The organism is Mycoplasma sp. 4423, from assembly GCF_054353855.1.
Map to the genome: position 1 here is coordinate 14673 of NZ_JBTHHJ010000012.1, position 22467 is coordinate 37139.

20 protein-coding genes and 1 tRNA gene are annotated in these 22467 nt (G+C 28.1%); 12 read left to right on the forward strand and 9 right to left on the reverse strand.

What is annotated here, in order from left to right; genetic code table 4:
• Positions 1-4: 4 nt before the first annotated feature.
• From ACXYRN_RS02745 to ACXYRN_RS02770, 6 genes are all read right to left on the reverse strand, one after another.
• Positions 5-595, reverse strand: coding sequence for a toprim domain-containing protein (locus ACXYRN_RS02745; protein ID WP_458597260.1), 591 nt, complete (start codon positions 593-595; stop codon positions 5-7).
• Positions 596-600: 5 nt separating this feature from the next.
• A complete protein-coding gene (locus ACXYRN_RS02750; protein WP_435130268.1) occupies positions 601-891 on the reverse strand; it encodes a YbaB/EbfC family nucleoid-associated protein in 291 nt (96 codons plus the stop codon).
• A gap of 11 nt (positions 892-902) precedes the next feature.
• Complete coding sequence (gene dnaX, locus ACXYRN_RS02755) at positions 903-2882, reverse strand: DNA polymerase III subunit gamma/tau (protein ID WP_458607582.1); 1980 nt, start codon at positions 2880-2882, stop codon at positions 903-905.
• Between the two features lie 385 nt (positions 2883-3267).
• The gene (gene aspS / locus ACXYRN_RS02760) at positions 3268-4968 is read right to left on the reverse strand and encodes an aspartate--tRNA ligase (RefSeq protein WP_458607583.1); all 1701 of its coding nucleotides are present in this window, start codon (positions 4966-4968) and stop codon (positions 3268-3270) included.
• 1 nt (position 4969) lies between these two features.
• A complete protein-coding gene (hisS, locus tag ACXYRN_RS02765; RefSeq protein WP_458607584.1) occupies positions 4970-6316 on the reverse strand; it encodes a histidine--tRNA ligase in 1347 nt (448 codons plus the stop codon).
• A 24-nt stretch (positions 6317-6340) separates the two neighbouring features.
• Positions 6341-7951, reverse strand: coding sequence for an MAG5620 family putative phospho-sugar mutase (locus ACXYRN_RS02770; RefSeq protein WP_458607585.1), 1611 nt, complete (start codon positions 7949-7951; stop codon positions 6341-6343).
• 103 nt (positions 7952-8054) lie between these two features.
• On the opposite strand from ACXYRN_RS02770, the gene ACXYRN_RS02775 reads away from it, so the two are divergent.
• Positions 8055-8912, forward strand: a complete 858-nt coding sequence (locus ACXYRN_RS02775) for a DegV family protein (RefSeq protein ID WP_458597265.1) — start codon at positions 8055-8057, stop codon at positions 8910-8912.
• Complete coding sequence (locus ACXYRN_RS02780) at positions 8905-9129, forward strand: hypothetical protein (protein WP_435130285.1); 225 nt, start codon at positions 8905-8907, stop codon at positions 9127-9129. Before ACXYRN_RS02775 ends, ACXYRN_RS02780 begins: the two co-directional genes overlap by 8 nt.
• A 30-nt stretch (positions 9130-9159) precedes the next feature.
• On the opposite strand, the gene ACXYRN_RS02785 is transcribed toward ACXYRN_RS02780, so the two are convergent.
• Positions 9160-9285 (reverse strand): hypothetical protein, encoded by a 126-nt coding sequence (locus ACXYRN_RS02785; protein WP_458607586.1) that lies wholly within the window; start codon positions 9283-9285, stop codon positions 9160-9162.
• A gap of 266 nt (positions 9286-9551) precedes the next feature.
• Here ACXYRN_RS02785 and ACXYRN_RS02790 point away from each other — a divergent pair.
• Positions 9552-9628 (forward strand) — tRNA-Arg (locus tag ACXYRN_RS02790).
• 58 nt (positions 9629-9686) lie between these two features.
• Here ACXYRN_RS02790 and ACXYRN_RS02795 read toward each other — a convergent pair.
• Entirely contained in the window at positions 9687-11060 is a 1374-nt protein-coding gene (locus ACXYRN_RS02795; protein ID WP_458607587.1) for a M17 family metallopeptidase, read from the reverse strand.
• Between the two features lie 465 nt (positions 11061-11525).
• Between ACXYRN_RS02795 and ACXYRN_RS02800 the strand changes: the two genes are divergently transcribed.
• From ACXYRN_RS02800 to ACXYRN_RS02840, 9 genes are all read left to right on the forward strand, one after another.
• A complete protein-coding gene (locus ACXYRN_RS02800; RefSeq protein WP_458607588.1) occupies positions 11526-12581 on the forward strand; it encodes a phospho-furanose lactonase in 1056 nt (351 codons plus the stop codon).
• 18 nt (positions 12582-12599) lie between these two features.
• Positions 12600-14390 (forward strand): PTS ascorbate transporter subunit IIC, encoded by a 1791-nt coding sequence (locus tag ACXYRN_RS02805; RefSeq protein ID WP_458597269.1) that lies wholly within the window; start codon positions 12600-12602, stop codon positions 14388-14390.
• Between the two features lie 100 nt (positions 14391-14490).
• On the forward strand, positions 14491-14778 hold the full coding sequence (locus ACXYRN_RS02810; RefSeq protein ID WP_458597270.1) for a PTS sugar transporter subunit IIB: 288 nt from the start codon (positions 14491-14493) through the stop codon (positions 14776-14778).
• 2 nt (positions 14779-14780) lie between these two features.
• Entirely contained in the window at positions 14781-15251 is a 471-nt protein-coding gene (locus tag ACXYRN_RS02815; protein ID WP_435130308.1) for a PTS sugar transporter subunit IIA, read from the forward strand.
• An 8-nt stretch (positions 15252-15259) separates the two neighbouring features.
• Positions 15260-15916, forward strand: coding sequence for a 3-keto-L-gulonate-6-phosphate decarboxylase UlaD (locus tag ACXYRN_RS02820; protein WP_458607589.1), 657 nt, complete (start codon positions 15260-15262; stop codon positions 15914-15916).
• Entirely contained in the window at positions 15891-16766 is an 876-nt protein-coding gene (locus tag ACXYRN_RS02825) for an L-ribulose-5-phosphate 3-epimerase (protein ID WP_458607590.1), read from the forward strand. The genes ACXYRN_RS02820 and ACXYRN_RS02825 overlap by 26 nt, the downstream gene beginning before the upstream one ends.
• The gene (locus ACXYRN_RS02830; RefSeq protein WP_458607591.1) at positions 16756-17475 is read left to right on the forward strand and encodes an L-ribulose-5-phosphate 4-epimerase; all 720 of its coding nucleotides are present in this window, start codon (positions 16756-16758) and stop codon (positions 17473-17475) included. Before ACXYRN_RS02825 ends, ACXYRN_RS02830 begins: the two co-directional genes overlap by 11 nt.
• Positions 17456-18316: an HAD family hydrolase gene (locus ACXYRN_RS02835; protein ID WP_458607592.1), complete on the forward strand. Its 861-nt coding sequence runs from the start codon at positions 17456-17458 to the stop codon at positions 18314-18316. The genes ACXYRN_RS02830 and ACXYRN_RS02835 overlap by 20 nt, the downstream gene beginning before the upstream one ends.
• Positions 18317-18318: 2 nt before the next feature.
• Entirely contained in the window at positions 18319-18789 is a 471-nt protein-coding gene (locus ACXYRN_RS02840) for an MPN499 family protein (protein WP_458607593.1), read from the forward strand.
• Positions 18790-18936: 147 nt separating this feature from the next.
• Here the strand turns inward: ACXYRN_RS02840 and ACXYRN_RS02845 are convergent, their stop codons facing one another.
• Positions 18937-22356, reverse strand: a complete 3420-nt coding sequence (locus ACXYRN_RS02845) for a DEAD/DEAH box helicase family protein (protein ID WP_458607594.1) — start codon at positions 22354-22356, stop codon at positions 18937-18939.
• Positions 22357-22467 lie beyond the last annotated feature (111 nt).

Here is a 22467-nt window from a genome sequence, read left to right on the forward strand (position 1 = left end):
TCCTCTATTCATTTTGACGATTTTTTATTGAGAATTTTAAGGTAGTTTCGTCGATATAATCAACTGAAGCACCTAATGGTATTCCAATTGCTATTTGTGAAACATTTAAACCTTTTTCTTTTAATGATTGTTTAAGTATGTTAGTTACAATTTCACCTTTTAAAGTAGGAGAAAGTGCTAAAATAATTTCATCAAAGGTTTGCGCATAGTCTAAAAATTTTTTTATCTCTGTAATGCTTTGATTGTATTGTATTTCATTTTCGATTTTTTTATCAAAAACAAAGTATTTACCGAAGTATATACCTGATTTTTCTATCTTGTTTAAAATAGCAAGACTTTCAATAACTAAAAGAGTGTTTTTGCGATCGAAGTCTGTGCATATTTTGCATTCTTGATTTTCTGTTAATATACTAGTGCAATTTGGACAAAATTTAGTTTTTTCCTTAATTTTTTTAATTTCATTTGCGAGTAAATTAACACTACTTTGATCATTTTCAAAAATCCAGTAGATAAATTTTTCAACTGTTTTTTTACTAAATCCTGGTATTTTACTTAGTTTTTGAGAAAGATTTATTATATCATCTGAATCAAACATAGTAATTAAAAAGGAAGCCCACCAGGCATTTCTTTTGGTGCTATTTTATCTTGTTCTTCATTGATTTTGTCAACTAAAGCATTAATTGTAACGATTAATAAATCTTCAAGTAGTTCCTTGTCATCTGGATCTATTAAAACTGGATCAATATCAATACTTTTTATTTGAATATCACCAGTAGCCACAATTTTAATCCCTTGTTTTTCTACCTCAAATTCTTGTTTTGAAAATGCATCTTGTTTAATTTGCATTTCTTTTTGTAATTGTTTTACTCTTTTAATAAAATCTGCATTCATAATTTGCCTTTCTATGATTTTCAAGTTTTTTTATAGATATATTTCGAAGCTTCAATTTGATCTTCGCGATCGTTCGGAATAACATTAATAAGTTTTTCAGGTTGATGTATAGGATTTTTGAGTTTATAATTACCTCTACGATATTCAGTGACAAGTTTTTTAATATTTTCACGATCATTAGAATTTACAAAATATAATCATTTATATCCATCACCATAAACATAATCTATAAACTTCTGAAAATCTACTTTATATTTATTTTTATTTAATAATTCAATCATTTTATCATCATTACACTGAAAAATAATTGCATTTTTTGTTGCTACTAAAATATCAATTACTCTAAATCATTCAAAAAAACGATTTAAATCTACTCGATTATTAGTAAATTCAGCATCTTGTTTTAGTTTGTTATAAACATCTTTTGTGCTGCGATTGTTACGATCTTGTTGGATTCATAAAACTAAATTCAGCATACTTTCCATTTCGTCTTCACCTTCTCACTGATATTTGATCGGTTGATGATTATGTGGGATATTAATCTCAATTGTATTGTTAAATAATTGTTCTGATGTATCAATATCAGTAAGTATATTACTTTCTAAATCTTCTTTGTTTCCGTTATGTTCGTTAGATGAAAGAATAAATTCATTAGTCTTTAGTAATAATTCTTTTGTATGCTGCATTGTTTCATCTACATCAGTGTAGTTGATATCTGCATTTGTCTTAGGTTCAACTTCAAGATTATTAAACTTGGATTTTAAGAAATCATCACCTGTGAATAATTCATTTAGTTTATTTTCTTCTAAAATAGGGGACTCAGTTACCTGTTCTTTATATGGTTGATTAATAAAATTTATTTCATCATTTTTTTCAGGTATTTTCTTTCCTTGATTTTGAGTGTGATTTGCTTTAATTTTAGGTGAATTATCCAAATCAACTATATTAATAAATCCTGTTTCAATTAGTTTAAAAGGTTCTTCGCTTTTTGTTATTTTAGTTAAAATATCATAAATATTCTTTGATATTTTAACTGCTAAATCATTATTTAAAGGAAGTTTATAAAAATCATCTTGATTAATATGATGCAATATTTGCATATCGTAAGTTTTAGAAAAAATAATTCATTCCTTTAAAACTTCTAAAATTGATATTAGAAAATGTTTTGGATCAATTCCATCTTCTTGCATTTGCTGAATCAATTTTAAAATATTAATTATATCGTTGTTTTTTAAATAAATAATTAAATCAATAATTTTTTGCAAAGACATCAAACCAAAATTGTTTACCACATCTTCTAATAAGATTTTATTATCATTAAATGAACTAGCTTGTTCAGCAAGTGAAAGTGCATCACGCATCCCCCCAGAAGCAAGAGAAGCAAGTGCTTTAAGAGCATTTTCTTCGAATTTAATATCTTCTTTTATCAAAATACTTTTAAGTTGCTTGACGATTTGTTGTTCGTTAATTCGCTTAAAATTAAATCTTTGAACCCTAGATAAAATTGTTAAAGGAATTTTTTGTGGATCAGTAGTTGCAAGGATGAATATCACATGTTTTGGAGGTTCTTCAAGTGTCTTAAGCAAAGCATTAAAGGCACTTTTAGTTAGCATATGCACTTCATCGATAATGTATACCTTAAAGTCCCCATTGATAGGAACCTGTTCAACTTTTTCTTTTAAATCACGAATTTCTTCAACTCCATTGTTTGAAGCAGCATCCATTTCAATAATGTCAAAATTATCATTATAGTTTGATAAACAACTTTCGCAAGCCTGAGTCAAATCGTGTGTATGCATACAATTTAGTACATTAGCAAATATTTTAGCAACTGACGTTTTACCAGTTCCTTTTGGGCCACTAAATAAGTAAGCATGATGTATTTTGTGAGTTTTAAGTATGTTTTTTAATGTCTCAATAATATGTTCTTGACCTATAACATCAGCAAAAGTTTTAGGTCGATATTTTCGATAAAGTGCCTTATGTTCCATTATCCTCCTTTGCTTTTATTTTGTATTTTATAAATTATAAATTAAATTTATTAAGTTTATAAAAAACTATAAAAATAACAAGAAAAAATAATTTATATTGTTTTCATAAATTGCTATAAATCCTTGATAAGCAAGTAAAAAAGTGTAAAAAAACCCGTTTGGGTTAAATTATTGTGCTTGTGCTAATCTTTCTTGTCTTCTTAAATCTCTTGCATATTCTTTAGAAAGTTTTTTAGCTCTTTTTTCTGCGATCATTTTGTTTTTAAGTCTAACTTCTTTACGCATAAATTTCCTTTTTATTATATATTAAGTTTATTTTAAAACAAGTTCTTTAATTTTACCAAAAAAAGAAGTAAAAACAAATCATTTTTAATTTATTAATTTACTATTTTGATTTTACTTGCAAAAACAATTCATCTAGTTGTTGAGTTTCAACTGATGAAGGCGCATTAGTGAAAACATCTTGATTCTTAGAATTCTTAGGGAATGCAATTGTATCGCGTATTGTGTTTAAATTAGCTAAAATCATAACGATTCGATCGATACCGAGTCCGATTCCACAATGTGGTGGAACTCCGTAATCTAAAGCCTTTAAAAAGAAACCAAATTTACTTTCTTGTGCCTGCTTATCCAAACCGATTAAATCAAACATTTTTTCTTGCACATCTTTATCATAAATACGTGCAGAACCCGAACCTAATTCATAACCATTTAATACTAAATCATAACTTTTAGCTTTTATATCAGATTTATCCATTACATCGATTTGCGATAAATCGTGATCAAATTGTGTGAAAGGATGGTGTGCAGCTGCTCATTTGTTGTTTTCTACATCATATTCAAACATTGGAAATTTAGTAATTCATTTAAAATTAAATTCATCTCTAGCTCAATTAAATCAGGTGTTTAGTTCTACCCGCAACGCACCAAGTGCTTGTGAAGCATTTTCAAAGGTATTAGCAACAATTAAATATGTTCCATCAGCATAATTAAACTCTTTTAAGAGTTGTTCAACTGAATCGCCTGCTTTTGAAGCAAAATTACTTGCTGTAACTATTTTTTGCTCTACCACCAAGTAAAATAAAGCATTTGCCTTATTTTTCTTTGCGATCTCTTCTAATGTTTTAAGTTGTTTTTTGTTTAGTATTTCATTTATTTTCAAGAGTCTTTTTGCAGGAGCATTTTTTATGATATCAAAATTAGAATTATTACAAAAACTATTAATATCAACTATTTTTTGCTCATATCGAAAATCCGGCTTATCACTACCATAATTTCTGATGCAATCATCATAACTGACACGATCGAATGGTATTTTAATATCAACATTCATAACTTTCTTCATTAAATATTGAAACATTTCTTCAACCTTGCTTTGAAAAATTTCAACATCCAAAAAAGATGTTTCTATATCCAACTGGGTAAATTCTGGTTGTCGATCTTTTCTCGAATCTTCATCACGAAAACATCTAGCAATTTGAAAATATCTTTCAAAACCCGAAATCATTAACAGTTGTTTAAATAGCTGTGGTGATTGTGGCAGTGCATAAAAAGAATTTAAATCACGTGTGGGAACTAAAAAATCGCGTGCCCCTTCAGGGGTTGCTTTAGATAGAATAGGTGTTTCAATTTCTAAAAATTCGTTATTTTGCAAATATTCTCGCATCGCAAAAATCACTTTATTTCTTAAAGCGATTGTTTTTTGCATTATTGGTCTCCGTAAATCTAAAAACCTATGTTTGAGGCGAATTTCTTCTTTGACATCGATATCATCTCGGATTTGAAATGGTAATTCTTTTGCAGTTGATAAAACTTTATATTCTGAAACCACTACTTCTATTTGCCCTGTTGGTATTTGAAGATTTGGATCTTTACGTTTAACAACTTGTCCTGTAATTTCTAAAACACTTTCTTTTGCAAAGTTAATTGCTTGATTGAAAACCAGTTGAGTAATACCGTATTTATCACGTAAATCAACAAAATTTAATTCACCAAAACGACGTTTATTTGCAACTCAACCATATAAAGTTACTTGCTGTCCTATATTGTGGATATTTAACTCATTATTTTTAATTGTCTTATTCATACTATACTTCACTTTCATATTGAGCAATAAAATCACTCACTACTTCGGGTTCAAAAACATCTGCATCATTGATAAATTTAAGTAAATCAATAACACCATCACTATTTAAATAAAATTGCATTTTATCACCTGTTATAAGATTTTTGATATAAAAAGAGTTATGAGGTAGTAATTTGTCATCTGTAATTAAAAAAACTGCATTTAATTTTTTTGCTTTTTCATATATTTTTTTGGATTTCATTAGATGAAAATCCATATGATAAAAATTAGTTAATCCATTTAAATCGTAGTGAGCTAAATGAAAAAGTTTTTCTAGATTTACGTTGCTTACTGATGCAGCAAAATAAATATCGACTTTTTGATTTTGCATTTGTTGTAACGGTTCTGTATTTTTAATAATATTTTCTCGAATTAATTCAATGCAACGATCTATTCCAAATCCGAAACCAACACTTGATACATCTGGACCACCTAATTCAGCGACTAAATTTGAATAACGACCACCACCGATTAATGTGTCCTGAGAACCTGCTTTATCGGATTTTACTGTTATTTCAAAAACAAATTCATCATAGTAATCTAGTCCTCTTACAAGTCCAGGTGCAATATGATATTCAATCTCATAAAAATCTAGCATACCTTTAATTTCTTCAAAATATAACTTCGATTCTTTACTTAGATAATCTTGAATATTTGGAGCTTTATGCATAAAAGGTAGTTTAGAATCGACTTTGTCATCTAAAATTCTAAGAACTTTTTTATCTTTAAGACGCTGCTGCGAAATCTCGCTTAATTGAGATTGGTATTTTGTTAAAAATTCAGTTAAGGCATTTTCATAATTTGCTCTAGTTTGTTTATCTCCAATTGAGTTAATTTTAAGCACATATTTTATATCTAATGCTTCTAAAATATCAATAGCAACTTGCACAACTAAGAAGTCTTTTAAATATGATTTAGGACCAACAAATTCAATCCCTGCTTGATAAAACTGTCGATAGCGTCCTTTTTGTGGTTGTTCGTAGCGAAACATTGGCATATTGTATGCGAATTTTTCGTTTACTAATGTATATCACTTATTTTCAATAAAAGCACGCACAAAAGATGCAGTTCCTTCAGGACGCAAACATAATGAACGATTCGATTTATCTAAAAATTCATACATTTCTTTTTTAGCAATTTCTGATTCATTAACAGAACGTTTAAATAATTCAGATGTTTCAAGTACTGGTGTTTCAATCATTTTAAAACCATAATTTGCACATATATCTGAAAATACCAAGTTTACTAAGTCTTTAATTTGATATTCTACAATATCATAATCCTTTGTTCCCTTTACTTTAGAAATCATATTTCTCCTTTATTATATTTTACTTTAATTTTGTTTGTTAAGATATTTCTTTACATATTTAATGATTATGTTGTTTAGATGCGAACCTTTAAATTTATTTAAATAATATTCAATTTGTGTGTATTCAAAATTATGTTCTTGCTTAAATATCAAACTTTCTCGATTAAAATCATAATATATGCAGATATTGAAAACTTGCTGCTTTTTATTTTGGATTTCAAGGTTTAAAAATTCATAACTATAGGTGTTATATGCATTTAGTTGTTCCATTTTAGATATTCGATAATTTCTTGATATGGATTGATTTACTTGAAAAAATGTAGCAAGATTAGTTGATTTAAAAAAAGGTATTTTGATTTTTTTAACTATATATATAGTATTTTTAAAATAATTACGCATCTTCAAGTATTTATAATCAAGTAAATTATTGTTATTTTTATAAGAAAGCAACATCTGACAAATATTGATAATGAACTGTAAATTACTAAATTCTAATGCTTGATTATTATTTGCACCAAAATGTTCTAAAATATTAGCAAATAAAACATTTTTAGTATCAGATTTTTCAGCAAATTCATAAGGAATATTAAAGTTATTTAATAAATTAATGATATTTTTACTAACACTATGTGTTATTATAACCTTATTTTGCTGAAGTTTATTTTCATTCTTTCACTGTAAAAAGAAATAGTTAATATAAAAATAAATTAATTCTTCGTTATTTATTTTTATATATCTGTCATTAATATTGAAAAAAAAATTATAACGATTTTTTTTATCAGAAGTAATTAGAAAATCAGTTTTAGATTTTTGATAGGAAAAAAGGTTTCATTTAAAAAAAATTCAAAATAAATTTTTACTTCGTTCTTGGATTCTTAGATTTGAAGCTTCTTTTACATTAAAACCTAGCGAATTTAGCAAACTCTGTAAGATATTGTTATCAGCAGGATTGTTTATAGCAATTTTAATATTTAAATTATTGCGATCAATTTGATTTTCAAGGAAAAGATGTTTTTGATTTTCAAGTTTTAATTTGTAAAAAGATAAAAATTTATCTATTTTTAAGATAAACAAATTATAAAAATTATGCAATATAATTTGTTTATCAAATTCAAAAACATTATTTAACAGTTGCTTTTGTTCGTTTACAGAAATTAAAAATAAAACATGATAAATTTTAATGTAGTAATTATTATTAAATGGATTTTTATATAAATAAATATAATAATCAACATCAATACCTAATGTTGTGTTTATAATAATAAATTCATTTATAACATTAGTATTATATTCGAGTAGCTTTATGCTTTTATGTGAAAAAGATCGCTTAAATAACTCATATATTTTTGCATCAATACCTTCAGAGTGTCCTAACAAAAGAGTTTTATTGCGCTTTTTAATATTTATCAACAAACTCTTGGTAATTGCTATTAGTGTATATATGTTAAAACAATGCATTGAAAAAGGATTATCACAGTTAAATTCGATACCTAAATTAGTTGCTTTTACTTTATATTCAGGATTAGAATTAGCAAGCCTTATATGATTGAAAAAATCAGGAAGTGAAATTATTTCAATTCCTTCGTTATAATAAAAAGAATGTCAATTTTTGATTTTCTGCTCACTAAATTTCATCTTTGATATTATATATTTTTATCATAAATTTATTCATATTTCATTTGCTCAAAATTTTTAAATTTGTTTTTATATCTTTATATTTTTTAAATATAATTATCATATGAAAAGATTGGGAATAATAGTAGATTCTTTTTCTGGTTTATCAGTTGCACAAGCAGATGAACTAGGTTATAAATTTTTACCTTTACAAGTAGAAATCGATGGAGAAAGTTTTGAGGATGGATATGTATCAAATCTAGAAATACTAAAAAAGATATCGGTTACATCTAAAATTAAAACTTCATTACCAAAAATAGACAAGATGACTCGAATCATTCAAGATGCAGCAAAAAACTATGATGATGTGATTTATTTAGGTATCTCACAGCATTTATCTAACACTTTTATGCAAGCTCGTAGTATTTCAATGGAACTGTCAAATGTGCATATAATGGAAAATCACTTGTTTGGCAATCAAATTGTTCGAACAGTTGCACATCTTAAAAAAATGTATGAAAACGGTGCGAGCATTAACCAACTTTTTGAAACATTAAATAATATTAATGAAACATCAAGAACATTTATTGTTCCTTATCGTTTAGAATATTTAATTAATGGTGGTAGGTTGTCTGGTATTAAAAAATTTCTTTTATCTAAATTAAAAGTATACCCTGTATTAAGCTATAACGAAGAAGGTAAAGTTAAATCAGTGGCAACAAAATGAAACTTTAAAAATGCTACTGCTAAGGCATTTGATTTAGTTAATGAGTTTATAGATAGTTTAAAAAACATAGATAAAAATGCTAAATATTATGTAGATTTAATTTCAGGTGTTAATGATGAAGTTAATCAAGCAATTACATCTGATCAATTTATTAAGGCAAGCACACAAATAACAACTCCATTACCTATTGCAGCACATACTGGTCCAGAAGCATTTGCAGTATCTGTGATGGTAGAATTAGAAAAAAATGAGTAAAAAACAAACAAATATAAATACAGACACCAAAGATAAAATAGATCTTCAATATACTACATTAGTAAATTCAATTATTAAAGAAAATACATTACCTAAAGAAGCAATAAAAAAATATCGTAGAAATACTTGAATATATGTAATTTCAATTATTTCAATTTTGCTTTTAATCGTAATTGTAGGAATAATTATTTGACAAATTATTGTGCATGTAAAATAGCAGAAATTATGCTATTTTTATTATAGATGATTATGGTTTATTAGTGGTATTTAGATATAAATCTTTTAGATATTCATAAAACTCAATTTTATTATCGTTTGAGATATTTTGGTTAATACTTACATTTTCATTTTCATCAAGATATTTTATATTCATTCATAATTGACGCTAATTATATTGTGTATCAACAATAAGTTATCATAAATATTAGAAGTATGCTTTGATATATTAATTTTCAATTATAATTATGTTTATACACATAATTATTTTGTATTAAAAATGATATTCAATATAATAAGAATTATTGAAAAGAGAAGAAAAATAATAATTATGAAAATAGCTGAAAAAACATGAACAAAAAATTATAAAATATAATCAAATAATTTAAATTACAATCAAATTATGATAAAATAAATACTAGTGGTCGCGTAGCTCAGATGGACAGAGCACGAGCCTTCTAAGCTTGTGGTCAGAGGTTCGAATCCTCTCGTGATCGCCATTTTTTTATACTTTTTATATAGAGCAAAATAAAACCATCATAATTGATGGTTTTTTAATTACTCAGTTGCATTAAGCGCTAGTTGAACTAATGTTTTAACCATTGCACCAGTTGGTTTTCCACCTTGTTCTGCTGTCCCAGCAACATCTAAATGAATATATTCAATCCCTTCGGTAAATTCTTTTAAAAACATTGCTGCTGAACAACTTCCACCACCTGCACCAGATAAGTCAGTGTTTTTAAGGTCAGCTACAACTGAATTTTTAATTTCCTTAGCAAATGCTTCATCAAGAGGCATTCTTCATACTAGTTCATGTTGAGATTCTGCCGCATCCTTTAAATCATCTCATGCTTTATCAGTTGTTGCTCAAACTCCGGTATAGGTACTTCCGAGCGAAACAAGGATTGCTCCAGTTAAAGTTGCAACATCCACAAGTCTTGTTGCTTTCAGATTTCTAACTGCATATGTTAACCCATCTGCCATTACTAATCTTCCCTCAGCATCGGTATTATTGATTTCAACAGTTTTTCCATTCATACTGGTTCATACCGAATCAGGTAATGATGCATCACCATTTACTCGGTTATCTGTAATACACATTACAGCAGCAACATTGGTTTTAGGTTTTAATTGAGCGATTGCTTTCAATGCACTTGCTACAAATACAGAACCAGACATATCAAATTTCATTCCAAGCATTGAACGACTTGGCTTTAGTGAATATCCACCTGAATCAAAGGTAATTCCTTTTCCTACATAAACTGTTTTGGCTTTTGAATCTGGATTCCCGTTATATTCAATCACAACAACTCTAGGTTCATACATACTTCCACGATTAACAGAAAGAAGTAATCCCATTCCAAGTTCTTGGATTTGTGCTTTGTTTAATACTGTTACTTTTAAATTGTCATATTTAGTTAAATCTTCAACAATAGTTTTAGCTAAATATTCAGAGTTACAAATGTTAGGTGGCATAATTTGTAAGTTTCTTGCGTAATTAACTGCATCTGCTAAAACATTTGCGCTATAAAGTTTGTGTTCATATCTTTGTGGCTCTGTTGTTGATAAAAAACTTACTGCAAATTTTTCTGGTTTTTTAGAAGTTTTTGCATTGTAAATATCTGCATTTACATATTTATATGCATTTGTAAACGCATCTACAACACAAGGGATACAAACCTTTCCACGAACAAATGAATCGAGATCAATTTGTAAGTTGCGAACTTGTGATGCGAATAATCCCTTAGCGAATTTTGAGACTACATTATAGTCATATTTTTCTTCTGTTCCAAAATAAACTAATGCTTCATTGCTGTCAAAGTATTCAGTTACAACCGATTCTTTTTCAATTAAGGTTTTTGGATAACTGTCACCTTTAAAAACAGCTTTTAAAAGCATTGATGAATTTCTTGTATTTTCTACTTTTACCATTTATTTCCTTTCTGGTTTTGATTATATCAAAATATTTATTTTACACTTATAAATTGTATTTGTTTGTTGATGTAGTTGTTATCTTGTGTAAGTTTGTCATCAGTTTAGGAATTAAAAAAAGAAAAAATGAATAAATTATCTTTATTTATGAAATCAATTTCATAAATAAAGATAAAAACTTATATATTTTAGGAACATAATTTACAAATTTTATCTAACTTTTCTCCCTTATATACAGTTGAAAACGAAATTTATTACTTTTACAGTACTACAAAATAAAAATTTATTTTTTTATTTTGTAAATTTTTTAAATATGCTTTATCAAGAATTTAATAATTTATGGAAAAAATACGCAATTTTTTCCGTATTTAGATATATTTAAACTAAAATAAATATATTTTACAAGAATAAATGAAAAAATGTTTTATGATAAAAATACATTTCATAATATTAAAAGGAGAATAAATGAAAAAATTCGCAAGAACAGTTTTAGGTGATATTGATCCTAAAGAATTAGGTGTTGTGGATTGCCATGATCATTTAATTAAAAATTATGGTCCTGAAGCACACGAACATCCTGACTTTGTTATGCTCTCAGTCGATGCAGCATTAAAAGAAATGGATGAATACATTGCAAAAGGTGGTAAAAGTATGGTTACTATGGACCCACCCAATGTAGGTAGAGATGTTCATAAGATGCTAGAAATAGCAAATGCTTTAAAAAACAAAGCTCATATTATTATGGCTACTGGTTTTCATAAAGCAGCATTTTATGATAAGGGAGCTTCATGATTAGCTTTAGCACCAATTGACGATATCGTTGAAATGGTTAAAGCAGAAATTGAAGTTGGTATGGATGAATACAACTACAGTGGACCAGTTGTAAAAAGATCTAATGCAAAGGCAGGAATTATTAAAGCAGGTACAGGATATGCTGCTATTGATAGACTTGAACTTAAATCATTAGAGGTTGCAGCTCGTTCAAGTATCGAGACCGGAGCTCCAATTTTAGTACATACACAATTAGGAACTATGGCATATGAAGCCGCACAACATTTAATTGATTTTGGAGCAAATCCGAGAAAAATTCAATTATCACATTTAAATAAAAATCCTGACAGACTTTACTATGAGAAAATTATTTCAGAACTTGGGGTAACTTTATGTTTTGATGGACCTGATAGAGTTAAATATTACACAGATTTAACATTAGCAGAAAACATCAAATATTTAGTTGACAAGGGGTATCAAAAACACATTACACTTGCATTAGATGCTGGTAGAGTGTTATATCAAAGACACTATGGTGCCGAAAGAGGTAAAGAAACTTTTGGTCTCGGATACTTATTCGATAGATTTATTCCGCTTCTTAAACAAGTTGGAGTTAGCGAAGAAGCAATTCAAGATATGTTAGTAAACAACCCAGCAGAAATCTTGGCTTTTGATGAACCAAGAAAATACGATGTTACTAAAGTAAATCCTAGAGTCTTAGAATTAAAAAAACTATTAAAAGTAAAATAACCTTATTTAAGGACAAATATGATTAAAAAAATTGACTCTAAGAAAAGGAAAGGATTAATCATTGGGTGATCAATATTTGCTTTAATCAATGTTTTCATTATTTTAGTATCAATGTTGGTTAAATCAGCACAACCAAATGATCCAAAGGTGTTACCATGAACACCAAAAGCTGCTGGTGATGCCTTCCTTTTCATGTTTAACAAAGTTTATATGGATAACTTCTTTAAGCAACCTGCATTGTTATTAGGTTCGCTTACATTTGTAGGTTATCTAACCATCGGAAGAGGTTTTCGTGAATCAGTAATCGGATTTTTAAAAACCGTTATTGGATTTATCTTATTACAAATTGGTTCAGGAACCTTAGTTTCCTTAGCTAAACCCGTATTTGAAGGAGTTAAAAATATAGGTCAAGGTGCAGGAATCGTACCATTAGATCCGTATTTTGCATTAGCAAGTTCAAATACATTCTTTGAAAAAGCTTTCTTAGGAAATAATTATGTTTCATTAATCTCATTTGCATTCATCCTTGGATTTGCTGTAAATATTGTTATGGTAGCATTAAAAAGATGAACAAACACAAATAGTTTAATGATAACAGGACATGTTATGATTCAACAATCAGCTGTTGTTACAACCATTTTATACATTATCTTATTCCAAGATATGCGTATCTTTACAGGTGCTTTATCGGCAGGTGAACAAGCAGGAATTATAATTATGTCAGGTATTTTCTTAGGAATTTACTGAGCAGTTGGTTCTGCATCAACTGTAAAAGGAACAAATGCTGTAACACAAAATGCAGGTTTTGCAGTTGGACACCAACAAATGCTTGCAATCGCTACAACATATAAATTAGGTAGATTTTTTGGTAAAAAAGAAGATTCAGCTGAAAACAAAAAACTTCCTTCATACCTTAAAATCTTTGAAGATAACATTTTCACACAAACAATTATTATCTTGCTATTATTCTTAGTATTATTTATTGTATTGTTATCTGTTAATCCGTTTAGTGTTATCGCTCCAGATCACATTAAATTTACCTCAAATTATGCAATATGAAACAATTCATTTGGTGGTGCTAACTTTGGATTAAATATCCTTGGTGGAGCATTGAAAATAGTTGCATCATTAGTTGCAATTATTACTGGGGTTAGAATGTTCATTACAGAACTACAACAATCATTCCATGGAATTAGTGAAAAAATAATTCCTGGTGCAGTTGTAGCTGTCGATGTAGCTGCAGTTTATGGATTTTCAATCAACTCTGTTACATTTGGATTTATTTCAGGGGTAATTGGGCAATTTATCGCAGTAGCAATTATTGGTGGATTGTCAGCAATTCCAAACCAAAAATTCTTTAATATTGCAATACCATTATTTATCACCTTATTCTTTAATTCAGGATCATTAGGTGTATATGCAAATGCATCAGGTGGATGAAGAGCCGCATTACTTCTTCCTGGAATCTTTGGTTTCTTGGAAATTGTAATTATTTCGATTGCGACAAGAGCAATTGATAATTCATACCAATCAATTATTACACAACACTCACAATTTGCTGATGGTATAGATAAAAGTGGTTTTGTTTCACCTGTTGCAAATGGTTATATTGGTATGGCAGACTGAAACTTATTCTTTGGTTTATTAATGTGAATTTCTTCATATAATTTCATCCTTGCCTGAATTTTAGTTATATTAGCAATAATTGGATTATTGGCATTAGGACAAATTGTAGATAATGGATCACAAACCAAAAAAACATTTTTACAAAAAATACTTAAGTTACAACCAAAATTAGTTAACAGCTAATTTACTAAGATTAGCCTTGTGCTAATCTTTTTTCAAAAAAACATCTTTTTATCTATGATATAGGTAAAAAACATATTATTATATTATTTAGGAGATACTTATGGAAACACTTAAAATTATCGCAGCATGTGGTAATGGAATGGGAACTAGCATGATAATTAAACTTAAAGTTCAAAAAATTATGAAAGAACTTGGAGTAAGCGCAACTGTTGATGCTTTATCAATGGGTCAATCAACCGGAATGACAAATTCTGTAGATATTATTATTTCATCAAAACATCTTTCAGAAATGTTTAATCACAACCAACGTGCAAAAATTGTTGGTGTTACAAACTTAATGGATGAAAACGAAATTAGAGAAGCTCTTAAAAAAGCACTAGGTTTATAATTATGGAAAAAATTAATTTATTAGAAATACTTAAAAAATATCAAACAGTTAATGTAGGTTTACAAGCAAAAGACTGAAAAGAAGCAGTTTATTTATCAATTAAACCTTTAATTGATAAAAAGCTTGTTGAACCAAGATACTACGATGCTGTAATTGAAAGTACCTTGAAATATGGACCATATTATATTATTGCAAATCATCTTGCAATTCCTCATGCCCAAAGCGAAGCTGGAGTTTTACAAAATTCATTTTCATTAGTAACCTTAAAACAACCAGTTTACTTTGAAAACGACGAGCGTCCAGTTTCATTATTAGTTGCTTTAGCAGCAACATCAGCTGATGTTCATACATCAGAAGCATTACCACAAATTGTTAGAATTTTTGAACAAGATTCAAATATTGAAGCAATTATAAATGCAAAAAGTAATCAAGAAGTCATCGATATTATTAGCAAAATAGATGCACAAGCATAAAGGAAAATATGGCATTACCACTACTACAAATCGCATTAGATAACTTAACAATTAAAGAAGCAATCGAGTCAGCATCAAAAGCTGCAAAATACATAGATGTAATCGAAGTTGGAACTATTTTATTAGCTTCCAAAGGAAAAAAAGCTATTTCAGAAATCAAAAAAGCATTCCCAGATAAAATTATTGTCGCTGATGGAAAAATTGCTGATGCAGGAAGAGTATTTGCAAAAATGTTCTTCGAATTAGGCGCAGACTTTACAACTGCAATATGTGCTGCTGAAAATGCAACAATGGCTGATTTAGTTAAATATTCACAAACTTTCGATACTAAAAAAGAAATACAAGTTGAAATGACTACTAACTTCAGATGGGATCAAGTTGAGGCATGACAAGCATCAGGTGTTACACAAATCGTTTGACACCGTGCCCGCGATGCTCAAGCTGCTGGAGTTAAATGAGGTCAAAAAGACATTGATACAGTCGCAAAACTTGCTAATATGGGGTTTAAAGTAACTGTTACAGGGGGGGTAACAGTTGAAGATATTAAACTCTTTAAAGATATTCCAGTATACATATTCATTGCTGGAAGATCAATCCGCGATGCTGAAGATCCACAGCAAGCAGCAAAGGAATTCAAAGATGAATTTAAAAAATACTGAAACTAAAACCCGTTTTTTAGGCATTTATGAAAAAGCAATCAATAATAAATTTGATTGAAGTCAAAAAATCGATATTGCCAAGGCAGCAGGATTTGATTTTATTGAATTCAGTGTTGATGAATCAGATTTTCGTCTTGAAAGATTAGATTGAAATAATGCACAAATCAATGAATTAAGAAAACTTTTGATTGAAAAGGATTTTTATTTTAATTCAATGTGTTTGTCAGCACACCGTAAATTTCCTTTCGGATCACATGATTTAAAAATTCGTGAACATGCCTTGCTGATAATGGAAAAAGCATTAATTTTGGCTAAAAAACTTGGTATTCGAACTATTCAATTAGCTGCCTACGATGTTTATTATGAAGATTCGGATGAACAAACCAAGCAATGATTTATCGAAGGGATGAAAAAGGTTGCTAAACTTGCATCAAAATATTCTGTAACAGTTGCTTTTGAAACAATGGATACACCATTTGCAGGAACTATTTCAAAATGTTTAGCATTCTTAAAACAAATCGATGCACCTAATTTTTATATATATCCTGATTTAGGAAACTTAAATCAATTTACCAAAGATATAGAAAATGAAATCTTTTTGGGTGCAGATAAAATCGTTGGTTTTCATTTTAAAGACACCTTACCAAATAAATTCAAAGAAGTTCCATGAGGACAAGGAAGTGTTGATTTTGTACATTCATTGAAGCAGTTAACTAAAAACAATTTAAATGTTCCGATTTTAATTGAAATGTGATCAAAAAACCACCCAGATGAAACTGCTGCAGAAAACATTGAATTGCTAAAACAAGCAAAAGTATTTTATCAAATGCAATGAAAGGAAGCAAATGGTGAATAAAGCCGAAATTCAAAAACTTAAACAAGAAGTTTATCAAGCTAATATGTTATTATATCAATATAAGCTCGCAATTCATACCTGAGGAAATGTTTCGGGAATAACAGAAGATCGCAAATATATGGTAATCAAGCCATCGGGTGTTTCATATGAAACTATGAGTGCCGATGATATGGTAGTGGTTGATATGGATAATAATGTAATAGATTCTAAACTTAATCCATCATCAGATACTCCTACTCATACTTTATTATATAAAGCAAATAAGAATATCAAAGGTATCGTTCACACCCATTCACCTTATGCTGTTGGTTTTGCACAAGCAGGTAAGGAAATTAAGTGTTTTGGAACTACTCATGCTGATAATTTTTATGGTTCCGTTCCTTGCACCCGAGAACTAACAGATGATGAAATAAATGGTGCATATGAGCATAATACAGGGTTAGTTATCATCGAACATTTCACTAAAAACAACATAAGTTTTCAATCTACTAGTGCGACCTTGGTTAAAGAGCATGGTCCATTTGTTTGATCGATTAAAAATCCAAAAGATGCAGTTAATTTAGCACTTACCTTGGAAGAAGTTGCTAAAATGGCATTACACACTTTAATTTTAGTTCCCGATAAAGGTCCTGCAAATCAGACTTTACAAAACAAGCATCACTTTCGCAAACATGGACCAAATGCATATTATGGACAAATTAAAAAATAGTGATTTTGAGTATTTGTTTTTTGATTTAGATGGAACCTTACTTGATTCACACAAAAATATTACACCACAATCATATCAAGGCATCCAGAGAATGCGAAGTCTTGGTAAAAAATACTCAGTTATCACAGGAAGACCACATTATTTAGCTAAAGAAGAGTTTTTTAATTTAGATTGCGATTATCCTGCAATTTGCTGCAATGGTTCACTTATTTACGATTTTCAAAATGATCAAATTGTTTATAAAAATCCTATAAATAAAGCATCTGCTAAGGCAGTTTTTGAAGCATTGATAGCATCAGGTGTAGTATTTTTGGTGTATACATGTAATCAAATTTATGGTTTTCATAAAAATGCAAGCAAACCAAGTTGATTTGCTTGATTAGAAGAGACAATTGCTAAACGAAGAAAAGAAAATCAATTTGCATTCGACTATTATGATTTAAATCATCAAAATCCAAACTTTAACACAGATGAGCAAGATATTTTAAAATTCTTAGTTATCAAGCGTGATAGTACAGCCGAAAATACTGATATTTCAGCAATGAAAATTTCTAAGATAGACAATGTATATATTATCAACTCGCAAGTACATGTTTATGATATTATGCCCATCAATAATTCTAAGGGAAGAAGTTTGCAAATATTAGCAGATAAATATAACATCGATTTAAATAAAACATTGGTATTTGGTGATGAAGATAATGATGTTTCGATGTTTGAGATTGCTAAATATTCAGTCGCAATGGGTCAAGCCCGAGATGAAGTTAAATCAAAAGCAACATTTATCACAAATTCACATGATGAACAAGGGATAGCAAACTTTTTAAATATGTTGGAATAAGAATGAAAGTTAAATATATAAAAATTAATCATATGGAAAACGGATACTGAGTTGTTCCTCCGATATGAAAAGTTTTGACACCAAAGTCACGTAATTTTGTTATCAAACATGCTAAATCTTTAGAGGATATTATTAAATATAATCAATGAGAAAACACTAATATTATTTTTTCATTTAATTCTGATAAGGATTTTTATTTGTTTAATAAGCTAATGCGAATTCGTGGTTTTGACTTTCAATTACATCGCAATAAAGTTGAAAAGATGGATGAACAAGATTATATAGACTATCAAATCATTGAAAATCTTATCATTCGTTTTAACATAAAGACAATAAAAAATTTATATTATGGAAGAACTTTCTTTTTTACCAAGCAATACTTTGAAGACTTTTATCAAAAGAATGCTAAAGGTTTAAAAATATTATATGTTCAATGAACCAGATGAGGTTTTGAGGTTCTTTCAAATGTATAAGATATGCTTAGTGCAATTAATTTGTGCTAAGCATATTTTATTGATGCTTGCAAGATAATACATCAGTTATAGGACTTTATTCATAGAATCAAGGTGAATAATGAAACAACAAACAAGCAACATACAAAAAACACCTTATCTGGTGTTTTAATCAATTTTCTTGCTTTTTAAGTCTTCACGGAACTGTGCTTGTATATTGTATGCCCTAAAGTTTCCTTGCTTGTTTTTTATATATTTTTCAAATTCTGGAGAGTCTATTTTTTTGATATGTTCGTAGATTTTACCCAATCTACCATTTTCGCTTCATCTAGATTCTTCTAGATCTCATAATTCATCAAAGATGCGTTCAATTTTATTATCTTTTGATATATGATAAGTATCCTTGAATGCTTGTTTTTTGTCTCTAATTTCTTTGCTTTTAATTGAATTAGCAAGACCTTCTGTTCCTTGCAGTTTAATTATCTCTGTATTAAGAAGTCCACTATCAAACATGTTTTTAATTTTTAAGATTATCCCTTTTGTTTCTGGATCAAGATATGCTAGTGTTTCGTTAAATTTGGATTCTTCGTTTTTTAGATATTTATCATATTCATTTTGTTTTTTGTAATTATGATTAAGGAAGTATTTATCAAAATACTTTCAATCTATAATTTGCTCATATACATTAGCATTTGATGCTCATTCTATATCGGATTCGTTTAATGTTAAATCTTCAAGTTCATTTTTGTTTATCGATGTGCTTTTTAGCACACTACGATCAATTTCTTTAAATCTCAATGATAATTTATCGATATTATTTTTATTGATTATACCTTTTAGCTTATCATAAACATCGACTCTTAAAATTGATAATGCAGTAATGTTTTTTCGCATTTGTGCATAATGTTTGATAAAACTTCTTAATTGAGTTCTTAAAGTTTCATCAGGATTTTTTAAATCAAAAAACGGAACTTGTGCAAAGGTAGGTTCATTTCATTGTGAAAAAATACCAAAAATATGTGCATAATCTTTTTTAACTGCTTCTAATAAAACATCCTCTTTATCATAACTTATATCTTCTTCTTTTACACCTGAATATATTTTAAGAGCATTTTCTAAATTAATTTTCATTATTTCAGGTTGACGGTAGAAGTATATAGAACCAAATGGTTTATCATTATTATCTAAGCGGTTTGTCCGTGACATAGATTGAATAAGTTGTTCGTTTTCTTGGATTTTATCAAAGAAAACAGTATTAATGTATTTCGAATCATAACCAGTAAGCATTTGGTTTACTACAATTAATAAATCCAAAACCACCTTTTTATTCGGATCTCTTTTTTTGAAAATATCAGAAACAACTATTTTAAAATTATCTTTTAAATTGCTGGTTTGAACAAGATTGTTATTTTTATAATCTTGTTCAAACTTTTGATAAATTTCATTCAAAGCTTTTTCTTTGTCGGAATTAAAGTTGAGTTTGTTTTTAATATAGTATGTAATATCATTAGGATCATTTCAATTGTTTTCTTGGTATTGTGAATTTAACTCATCATTCATCTTTTCTAATTCTTTATCTGTATATTTTGTTTTAGCAACGGCATTGATAAGTTCTTTAAATTCATATATATAGTTTTTAGGTTCCTGGATAAATTTGATAGCGAACTTTTTAATTATTTCGTTATTATTTTGTCCATATACTTGTTCAGAGGAGTCAAGATTGGGATCAAAAAGAGCCGTTACCTTAAATTTCTCAACATAGTTATCATATTTTTTCTTGAGTTTTTGAAAAATTTTAAAATACTCAATAGCATCCTTAATGCTTTTGGTAGCTAAAATAGCAGAGTATTTACGATTACCACTAGTACTGTTTCAATTTTTTAGTATATCATGAGCAACTAACATTTTAAAATATTTGTTATCATAGTAACCTTTATCTTTTAATCATTCTTCAATTGTTAGGGTATCATCTTTATTTTGCAGATTACCTTTATGTTTGATTAAATTTCAAATCTTCACATCCTTTGCAGATATTTCTTTATTTTCAATTAATAATTCTATTTCATTAGCAGAGAATTTTTTATTTGGATTATTTTTATTAGCTACAACACAGTTATAGAAAAACATAGGTAAGTATTTTTGTTTAAAATCGATATAGTGATTGTAAAATCTTAATACATTTCCATCTTCTAATCCATCTTTGATGGTATATTGATGTAGTTGTTTACCAAAAACCTGTTCAGTTGTTAAATCATTTTTTTGATTTGCATCTTGAATCGGTGTTCCAGTAAAACCGATAAAGATTCCATTGGTAAATACTTCTTGTATTTTTGCAATCATTTCTCCATAAACACTGCGATGTGCTTCATCGAAGATTAAAGCAATTTTATCTTTATCTGAAAAATAGTTTTTTGTAATTTTTGAGAGTTTTTGAATTGATGTAATAATAATAGTAGCGAACATATTACTTTTTTGTGAAATCTTCTTAAGCTCTTTTTCTAAGTGTGAAATCTTAGATGTATTTTCTACTTTTATTTTATCTTCACTACTTTTAGAAAAATTAGAAAATTCATTGAAACTTTGTTGGTTTAAATCGATCCGATCAACTACAAAAATAACAGTTGAAACAATTTTTCGCTTCAATAACACGTTTGCTGTTTGAAAACTGGTTAAAGTTTTTCCTGATCCGGTTGTATGTCAAATAAATCCACATTTATTATCTTTTGTTGACTTAATTTTTTCAATTTGGTCCAAAATAGAACGAATAGCATAAAATTGGTAATTACGAGTTATAAACAACTTGTTATCTTTAATAATTGTTCCATTTGAAATAAGATTATGTGCTTCTGGTATTTTAAAGAACAAACTAATTATTTCATCTAGTTGATGAACAATTTGGTTGTTATGATTTTTTCAATATCTAAATGAATTAATATCGAATTCATAAAAATCATCAACTCTTGCTGCATACTCCATATTATTTTCAGTCATTGCAACAATAACTTGTACAAAATTTAATACACCTGTATTAAATACTCCTGCTTTTCCGTAATTAATAAGTTGATGTTTAGCATCTTGAATTCCTGATGCAATTTGCTTCAATTCAAGACAAAATAAAGGTAATCCGTTTATTAATAATAAAACATCAATTCTTTTTCTAACACCTTCGATATTAATTTGTCTAGCAGTTTGATAGATAGTATCTCCACCTCTTATTTCTTTATTACTGAATATTTTAAGGTTAACTGATTCTTTTTTATCCTCTTCTGAAAGTTCTGGATTGGTTCTTTTTATTGATACTGTTTCACCTTGTAAAAAAGCAAAAAAGTCTTTGATTTTATAACTTGATTTAAAGATAATGTTTTTTAATTCATCGAATTCATCATTATCTAAGGGAACATTTTTAAGAGTGGCTTTATTTATTTCGAATAAAATATTTCTTCAGTTTTCTTCTAAGTCTTTAGTTGAAATATTTTCTAGGGTATCCTTAATATTTGAGTTTTGGATTTTTTCGTTATTTCATCCGTAGTTCTTAAGTTTTTGTATTAAAGATTTTTCAAATTCAAGTTCATTATTAAATTTTTCCATTATATAAACATCCTTTCTAATAATTTTTTCTTAATGTTTTTAATTATTTGTAACTGACGCTGATGAAGTGAAAGGTAAGAGTCTAGGGAAGTGAAAAGATGGGAGATTTTT